We start from the raw sequence: 7,257 nt of genomic DNA, 5'->3' as shown, positions 1-7,257 counted from the left end.
TCATTCTGGACGAGGCAACTTCTCTCTTGGATCCGACCAATCGCCGCGAGGTGATGCAGACGGTGCTCCGTCTGAACCATGAGTTGGGAATCGGCATCGTCATGGTCACTCACCTCCTGGACGAAGTGCTCGTTGCGTCGCGCGTAGGCGTACTGGCAAACGGAGCGCTTGGGGGTTGGGACTCGCCGCGTGCCATCTTCTCGAATCCTGCGGTCGTGGAGCTGGGGGATTTGGTGCTTCCGCTGAGCACCCGAGCGTCGTTTCTTATGCAAGAGCGCTGGACGGACTTTCCGTTGTGTCTGACCCCGGACGAATTCGCGAGAGCGACATGTCAATTGATCTGAAGAACGTCGACTATGTCTACGACAGTGGTGAGCCCTTCGAGTACTTCGCGCTCCGGGGGATCAGCCTGCACATCGACGATGGTGCCTTCGTGGGCATCGTGGGAAGGACGGGTTCGGGCAAGTCAACGCTGGTTGAGCACCTGAACGGGCTCCTGTTTTCGACACGGGGTGACGTTATTGTCGATGATGAGATCGTCCGCAACGAGCGGACAGTGCTTGCCAAGGTACGCCGTAGAGTTGGCATCGTGTTCCAGTATCCCGAGGACCAGTTTTTTGCCGAGACCATCTTTGAGGAGGTAGCCTTTGGCTGCCGCAACTATGGGTTCAGCAAAGAGCAGGTCGACGAAAGCGTTCACAAGGCGATGAGCACCGTCGGTCTTGATTCGGAGCGCTTCCTGTCGTTGTCTCCGTTTCAGCTGAGCGGGGGAGAACAGCGTCGCGTGGCCATCGCCTCGGTCATCGCGATGGGTCAGAAGTACATCATACTCGATGAACCCACCGCGGGGCTCGACTCTGGCTCCAAGCTCGCCGTCCTGGCTGAGCTGGAGTCACTGCGCCAGACCGCCAATGTCACCGTGATTCTTGTATCCCACAACATGGACGAGGTTGCCGAGTTCTGCAAGCAGGTGGTCGTCCTTGACGGGGGAACAGTGGCGTTCCAGGGATCGACCGACGCGTTTTTTCGTGACGCGGGCCTTGTCGACAGAACGGGTCTGGAACTTCCGCAGAGCTACCGCCTTGCGCGGGCACTCAAGGAGTGCGGAAGCACGCTCACAGTGAATGAGTGTTCGACGGACCGGATGCTGGACTCGTTGAGGCTGTGCGTCTCTGACCTGGGAGGAGCATAGTGGCGCTGTCTCGCAGTTTTGTTCTTGGTCAGCACTACCCTGGAACTTCGGTCGTTCACCGGTCTGGCGCTCTGGTGAAGCTTGTTTCGACTATTGCTCTCATGATTGGGGTCTTTGTCGCGACGAAGACAGTGCAGTATATTCCTATTGCCTTTTTCTTGGTTGTTGGCATCGGGGTTTCGAGAATACCCCTGCGTTTTTTTGCCCGCGGCCTCAAGCCCATCCTGTTCCTCATTGTGCTCACTGTAGTCGTGCAGATATTCTTCACTCCCGGTACGCCTGTCTGGCAATTCTGGTTTGTTCGAGTCACGCGCGAGGGATTGGGACTGGCCGGTTTCATTCTCTGCAGGTTAGTCCTACTTACGCTGGTGAGCGTCCTGCTCACCGCGAGTACTTCTCCGATAGAGCTGACCGATGCTATATCGGATCTGCTGAAGCCCCTCAGCCATATCGGCGTGCCTTCCGCTGAAATTGCTCTTGTCATGAGCATCGCCATGCGGTTTGTGCCTACGATTCTCGAGGAAACCGAACGTATCATACGTGCTCAGGTCTCGCGCGGGGCCCGGATCGGGGAAGGCAGCCTCGTGGTGCGCATGAAGAGCTTCATCCCGATCCTGATACCCTTGTTTGTTTCCTCCTTTCGCCGGGCAGACGACCTGGCCGTAGCGATGGAGGCAAGGGGCTTTCGCGTAGGGAGTCCCCGAACAAGATATCATGCACGGCACTTTCAGTCCTTCGATGCTTTCATTCTTCTTGGAACAGCAGCTGCGCTGTCCGGGGTCATCCTGTGGCGCCTGTTCCTGTAACGGTGCGCATGGACATAGCCTATGACGGCTCCTTCACCTATGGCTTCCAGAAGCAGGAGTCCCTGGTGAGTGTGCAGGGTACCGTCGAGGGGGCGCTGAAGGCTGTCTGTGGATCGTACATTCCTGTTGCTGGGGCGTCACGAACCGACAGAGGCGTCCACGCGCTTCACAATGTCGTGAGTTTCGTTCTGCGCGATGATGCTCTCTATGAGCGCGTCGTACGGCGCCTTCCCGTCATGATGCCTGAGTGGCTCACGATTCGCAATTGCGTTCGTGAAAGCGCCAACTTCAACGCTCGGTTTTCTACAGCGGGAAAGTCCTACGCCTACGTGTTCATCAAGGAAGGAGGCTGGACCCCATTCCTCGCTCGCTATGCGTATCGACTCGAGTATCCGGTCAAGACCGCTGCGATGCGTGAGGCTGCGCATGCGCTGCTTGGAACGCATGATTTCAAGGGGTTTGGAAACATCGATCCAAGCAGGCCGCATCGGGACACGACGTGCACGCTGAGCATGGCTGATGTCGTTGAAACGGAGAAGGCGATTATCTTCATGGTCTCGGGCGATCATTTCCTGTATCATATGGTACGCCGCATGGCGTACTTCGTCCTCAAGGCCGGGCAAGGGAGGATCGGTGTGGAAACGTGGAACAATGCGTTTACCGGACCCGACGTCCCGTATACGCGGCAGGTGATGGCGGCTGGCGGCCTCTACCTGGTTGCCGTTGATTACGCTTGATAGCTGTTGCGCGGTGCATGTGGCCATCTGCCCGAACCCTCTCCGGGCGTTTGGGTTCACCACCGTTTGCAGCCTGAAGGCGTTGACTAATCGCGGGTTTATGGTAATCTACTAACGAATTGACCAGGAGGATATGAATGAAGACAACGTTTTTTAGACCAGAGACGGTTACCCGCCGCTGGATTCTGATTGATGCTACGGACCAGAGCGTTGGACGACTTGCGGTGATCATTGCCAACATTCTTCGTGGCAAGGACAGACCAGAGTTCACGCCAAATGCTATGGTGGGCGACAATGTCATTGTCATCAACGCTTCGAAGTTGGCAATCGATCCCAAGAAGGGTACGCAGACTATGCACTATCATCACTCGTTCTACCCAGGTGGTCTGAAGGCCACGAATTGGAACAAGATGCTTGAGACGCGGTCAGACTTCCTGCTCAAGCGTGTGGTTCGCGGCATGCTGCCCAAGAACACACTTGGCAAGGAGCTGCTCAGCAACCTGCGCGTCTATCAGGGGCCCGAGCATCCTCACCAGGCTCAGAAGCCTGTTGAGTTCAAGGCTAATTAGGGAGGATGCTGTGCCAACCACTCAGATTTGGGGAACGGGTAAGAGAAAGACTGCTATTGCGCGCGTTCATCTCGTTGCTGGAACCGGTAAGATCGTCGTAAATGGCAAGCCGGTCGAGGTCTACTTTCCAGTTCAGACGGTGTCCATGAAAACCATGGCCGCCTTTACCGCCATGGGAGGTACGCCTGCGTTTGATGCGATCGTGAGCGTTGCCGGTGGTGGCTTCAATGGCCAGGCCGAAGCCGTTCGCCATGGGATTGCTCGTGCGCTGGTCGAGCAGGACCCGGAGAACAAGCCGGTTCTGAAGAAGGCCAAGCTTCTGACGCGCGATGCTCGCATCAAAGAGCGCAAGAAGTACGGTCTCCTGGGCGCCCGCAAGGCTACTCAGTACAGGAAACGTTAGACAGACTTCTAGCATTTTACTGGGCAGCAGGACATTGTGCCTGCTGCCTTTTTTGATACCCTGTAGGTACGCTTACGTAGTGGAGGAAACCAACGATGAGGATTCACGATACGCTGACGCGGAAGACCGTCGAACTCGTGCCCCGTGAGCCAGGCAAAATCACAATGTATGTCTGCGGGGTTACCCCGTATGCCTCGGCACACATCGGGCATGCGCGGACGGCTGTCGTCTACGATCTCCTGAAACGCTACCTCCGGCACGCCGGCTATGCGGTGACCCACGTCAGCAACTACACAGACATCGACGACAAGATCATTCGGCGTGCTCAGGAGCAGGGGGTCGCGCCACTCGATCTCTCTGCTCGCTACATCACTGAATACCTGGAAGACATGGCGGCACTCAATGTTCTTCCTCCCGACATCACGCCGAGGGTATCCGAAAGCATCCAGGACATCATTGATCTCATTGGTCGCATTGCCGCAAATGGTTATGCCTACGTCTCATCAGACGGAGTTTACTTCTCTGTTCGCAAGTTTAGTCGCTACGGCCGTCTTTCAGGACGTTCTGTCGACGAGATGCGCAGCGGAGCCCGGGTAGAAGTGAACGAAGCGAAAGAGGATCCCCTGGATTTTGCCCTGTGGAAGCTTGCTAAATCGGGCGAGATCTCATGGGACAGCCCTTGGGGAAAGGGTCGTCCGGGATGGCATATTGAGTGTTCGGCGATGAGTCTGAGGCATCTCGGGGCAGGGTTCGACATTCACGGGGGAGGCGAGGATCTCATCTTTCCTCACCATGAGAACGAGATAGCGCAAAGCGAAGCAGCCTTAGACGGACAGCAGTTTGTTCGTTACTGGATGCACTCCGGAATGGTCAACATGGGTGGCGAGAAGATGTCGAAGTCACTCGGCAATGTCATGACCGTGCGCGAACTGCTGGAGCAATATCCAGGGCAGGTTGTCCGGCTCTATCTTCTGCAGACGTCGTACGAGAAACCACTGAAGTTCAGCATTTCGGGGTTCGGACAGGCATTCACAAACTATGAGCGCATGGCGGAGTTCGAGGCATTTCTGCAAGGATTGGGTCAGGCCTTCCATGACGGCGTCGAGGCGGAGTTTGAGAGCACATGTTCCGGCTTTCTCGGCGAGTTTGACGCTTCGCTGGCAAACAATCTCAACACGTCCCGTGCACTCGCTTCCGTCTACGAGTTCATAACTCGAGTGCGCCGCACGGCTTCGGAGCGGCTGCTTGGTGGATCAGAGGCTTCTCGTGCGCTCGAAGTCTTCCGGTCGTCACTCTGGGTGCTTGGGCTCGACCAGACGAGCGACTACATGGAACACAAGTCCAGTCTTCTTGCCGGCAAGCAGCATGCGCTCATGGCCGTTGCCGTAGAGGTTGGAGTTGCTGTCGACGATCACGACTCTACGAGCGATCTTCTCGATACAATTGTCATGAAGCGTCGGGTCGCTCGTGAGGCAGGACAGTACGACGTGGCTGACCAGATCAGGGAGTGCCTTAGGAGTGTTGGTATCGCTCTGGAGGACGGCGTTGATGGTGTGAGGTATCGCATCCGTGGCTAATAGTGATAGGACAAGACTAGCAGGTATGCTTATTTACGGTAAGAACTCGGTTATGGGTGCGCTGTCCGCTGAGCATCCGGTCGAGAAAATCATCTTTGAATCCGGTACCGACAAAGACGACCGCATCCGGATGATCAAGGATCTAGCTTCACGGCAGAAGGTGCCGATGGAGTACAAGGTCGGATCGTGGTTCCAGAAGAGCCTCGGTGATGTCCCTCATCAGGGCATCGCCGCTCAGTGCGCGCGAGTGCGGTTACTGGACATGAACGCCCTCATGGGGGCAATGCCTCTTGAGCCCGCTGGCCGTTCAGTCGTCCTTGTGGATCACGTCACCGATCCCCACAATCTAGGAGCGATTATCCGTGTGGTCGCTGCGTCAAGGGCCGGGGGTCTCATCGTCACAAAGGACCGGACAAGTCCATTCTCGCCAGCGGCAGTATCTGCCTCAGCCGGGACGGTATTCGGTCTTCCAATTGCCGTTGTAGCGAATCTGGCATATGCGATGGAACGACTCAAGAAGGACGGCTATTGGCTGTACGGGCTGGACGCTGCAGACGGCCATGACTACCGGAAGGAGAAGTACGCATGTCCTTCTGCCTTCATTGTGGGCAGCGAAGGCGCCGGCATGCGTGAACTCACGAGGAAGAATGCGGACTTCTTCATCACGATTCCGATGAGACCTGGTGTCGACTCGCTGAACGTCTCTACGGCGCTCGCAGTCGTGCTCTTCCGTGCCATCGAGTCCTAGAAGCGGTCGCTCCCCGGAGCACGTCGAATCGCTGAGGCAGCGCTTTCTGGCGGGCGACAATGCAGCATTTGAGGAGCTGCTGGGGATGTACTTGCCCCTCCTCAAGTTTGTTGCCCGTAAATATTGCACCGAGCGGGACGAACGAGACGATTGCCTTGCCGAGGCTGTTCTGGGCTTTCTACGCGCCATTCGCACCTACAATGTCCATCGGGGCAGTCTCGACGGGTACATCGCCACTGTCGCATCGCACAGACTCATCGACATGGCACGCCGGGCTGCCGGCCCTCACATCGAGCTGTCGGACACCCTCGACGGATGGGGGAGTTCCCTCGGCGACCCTGCAGAGGCAGGAGTTCCCGATATGGTGGCGCTCGCAGTCACACTCAGTGATTCTGAACGCGTGTGTTTCGAGAGACATCTGCGAGGTGAAACGCTCCAGGTCATCGCTGCAGGACTGAAGATGTCGAAAGCGTCTGTTTCGAATGCGCTCGCAAGAGCAAAGCGGAAGCTGGGGAAAGCCCTCTCATAGGCCTGCTCCGCTCTGCAGCTTGACAGACACGGCTTTGCACCTATACTAGCTAGGATGCAGGCCGACGTAGCTCAGCTGGTAGAGCGGTTGATTTGTAATCAACTGGTCACCCGTTCAATTCGGGTCGTCGGCTCCAGTGTGGGTAGGTGGCCGAGCGGTTAATGGCGGCAGACTGTAAATCTGTTGGCAATGCCTACGGGGGTTCGAATCCCTCCCTGCCCACCATTGCACTGGCGGGAATAGCTCAGCGGTAGAGCCCCTGCCTTCCAAGCAGGTTGTCGCGGGTTCGAATCCCGTTTCCCGCTCCAGCGTTTCAGCTGGAGCAGCACTCCTCCTTCAGGAGGATCGTGCATGCCCTCTCGGGCAGCTTCTGAAGTGCGGCACCTCCTACGGAGCGTTCGGTGCTCCGATGGTGATTGACTTCTTGTGCTTTTCGAGTAGTATACATATTGCTGTTTGTGTGCCTATGCACAACGACAGCAAGGAATGCGGGGTGGAGCAGCCTGGTAGCTCGTTGGGCTCATAACCCAAAGGTCGACCGTTCAAATCGGTCCCCCGCGACCAAGCCCATGTAGCTCAGTTGGTAGAGCGTATCCTTGGTAAGGATAAGGTCACCAGTTCAATTCTGGTCGTGGGCTCCATTTTATTGTATACACGAGAGCACATCTCACGGGAGGTTATCATGGCGAAAGAGAA

At 56.7% G+C, this 7,257-nt stretch carries 8 protein-coding genes, 5 tRNA genes and 1 pseudogene; all 14 read left to right on the top strand.

Annotated elements, in window-relative coordinates:
* Window positions 1–344, top strand: a pseudogene (locus tag SMC1_RS05610) (energy-coupling factor transporter ATPase); the annotation flags it as partial.
* The gene (locus SMC1_RS05605; protein WP_119085805.1) at window positions 329–1,192 is read left to right on the top strand and encodes an ATP-binding cassette domain-containing protein; all 864 of its coding nucleotides are present in this window, start codon (window positions 329–331) and stop codon (window positions 1,190–1,192) included. The pseudogene SMC1_RS05610 and the gene SMC1_RS05605, both read left to right, overlap by 16 nt.
* Window positions 1,192–1,998, top strand: a complete 807-nt coding sequence (locus tag SMC1_RS05600) for an energy-coupling factor transporter transmembrane component T family protein (protein ID WP_165849254.1) — start codon at window positions 1,192–1,194, stop codon at window positions 1,996–1,998. Before SMC1_RS05605 ends, SMC1_RS05600 begins: the two co-directional genes overlap by 1 nt.
* A complete protein-coding gene (gene truA, locus SMC1_RS05595) occupies window positions 1,980–2,735 on the top strand; it encodes a tRNA pseudouridine(38-40) synthase TruA (RefSeq protein WP_119085803.1) in 756 nt (251 codons plus the stop codon). Before SMC1_RS05600 ends, truA begins: the two co-directional genes overlap by 19 nt.
* Window positions 2,736–2,872: 137 nt before the next feature.
* The gene (rplM, locus tag SMC1_RS05590; protein ID WP_119085802.1) at window positions 2,873–3,304 is read left to right on the top strand and encodes a 50S ribosomal protein L13; all 432 of its coding nucleotides are present in this window, start codon (window positions 2,873–2,875) and stop codon (window positions 3,302–3,304) included.
* 10 nt (window positions 3,305–3,314) lie between these two features.
* Window positions 3,315–3,707, top strand: coding sequence for a 30S ribosomal protein S9 (gene rpsI, locus SMC1_RS05585; protein ID WP_119085801.1), 393 nt, complete (start codon window positions 3,315–3,317; stop codon window positions 3,705–3,707).
* A gap of 95 nt (window positions 3,708–3,802) precedes the next feature.
* Window positions 3,803–5,284, top strand: a complete 1,482-nt coding sequence (gene cysS, locus SMC1_RS05580) for a cysteine--tRNA ligase (protein WP_119085800.1) — start codon at window positions 3,803–3,805, stop codon at window positions 5,282–5,284.
* Between the two features lie 25 nt (window positions 5,285–5,309).
* A complete protein-coding gene (rlmB, locus tag SMC1_RS05575; RefSeq protein WP_119085799.1) occupies window positions 5,310–6,032 on the top strand; it encodes a 23S rRNA (guanosine(2251)-2'-O)-methyltransferase RlmB in 723 nt (240 codons plus the stop codon).
* Window positions 6,016–6,561 (top strand): sigma-70 family RNA polymerase sigma factor, encoded by a 546-nt coding sequence (locus SMC1_RS05570; RefSeq protein WP_279386565.1) that lies wholly within the window; start codon window positions 6,016–6,018, stop codon window positions 6,559–6,561. Before rlmB ends, SMC1_RS05570 begins: the two co-directional genes overlap by 17 nt.
* A 60-nt stretch (window positions 6,562–6,621) precedes the next feature.
* Window positions 6,622–6,697, top strand: a tRNA-Thr gene (locus SMC1_RS05565).
* 4 nt (window positions 6,698–6,701) lie between these two features.
* Window positions 6,702–6,786, top strand: a tRNA-Tyr gene (locus SMC1_RS05560).
* A gap of 8 nt (window positions 6,787–6,794) precedes the next feature.
* Window positions 6,795–6,869 (top strand) — tRNA-Gly (locus tag SMC1_RS05555).
* A 179-nt stretch (window positions 6,870–7,048) separates the two neighbouring features.
* Window positions 7,049–7,125 (top strand) — tRNA-Met (locus tag SMC1_RS05550).
* Between the two features lies 1 nt (window position 7,126).
* Window positions 7,127–7,202: transfer RNA gene (locus SMC1_RS05545), tRNA-Thr, on the top strand.
* Window positions 7,203–7,257 lie beyond the last annotated feature (55 nt).

Origin of the sequence: Candidatus Cryosericum septentrionale (assembly GCF_003570995.1) — a bacterium.
GTDB classification, from domain to species: domain Bacteria; phylum Caldisericota; class Caldisericia; order Cryosericales; family Cryosericaceae; genus Cryosericum; species Cryosericum septentrionale.
The sequence above is the reverse complement of the archived record's forward strand: the minus strand, read 5'-3'. Positions and strand labels throughout refer to the sequence as shown.

Coding starts and splice junctions, on each gene's coding strand:
- SMC1_RS05605 (WP_119085805.1), top strand. CDS start 329: ATGTCAATTGATCTGAAGAACGTCGACTATGTCTACGACAGTGGTGAG.
- rplM (WP_119085802.1), top strand. CDS start 2,873: ATGAAGACAACGTTTTTTAGACCAGAGACGGTTACCCGCCGCTGGATT.
- cysS (WP_119085800.1), top strand. CDS start 3,803: ATGAGGATTCACGATACGCTGACGCGGAAGACCGTCGAACTCGTGCCC.
- rlmB (WP_119085799.1), top strand. CDS start 5,310: ATGCTTATTTACGGTAAGAACTCGGTTATGGGTGCGCTGTCCGCTGAG.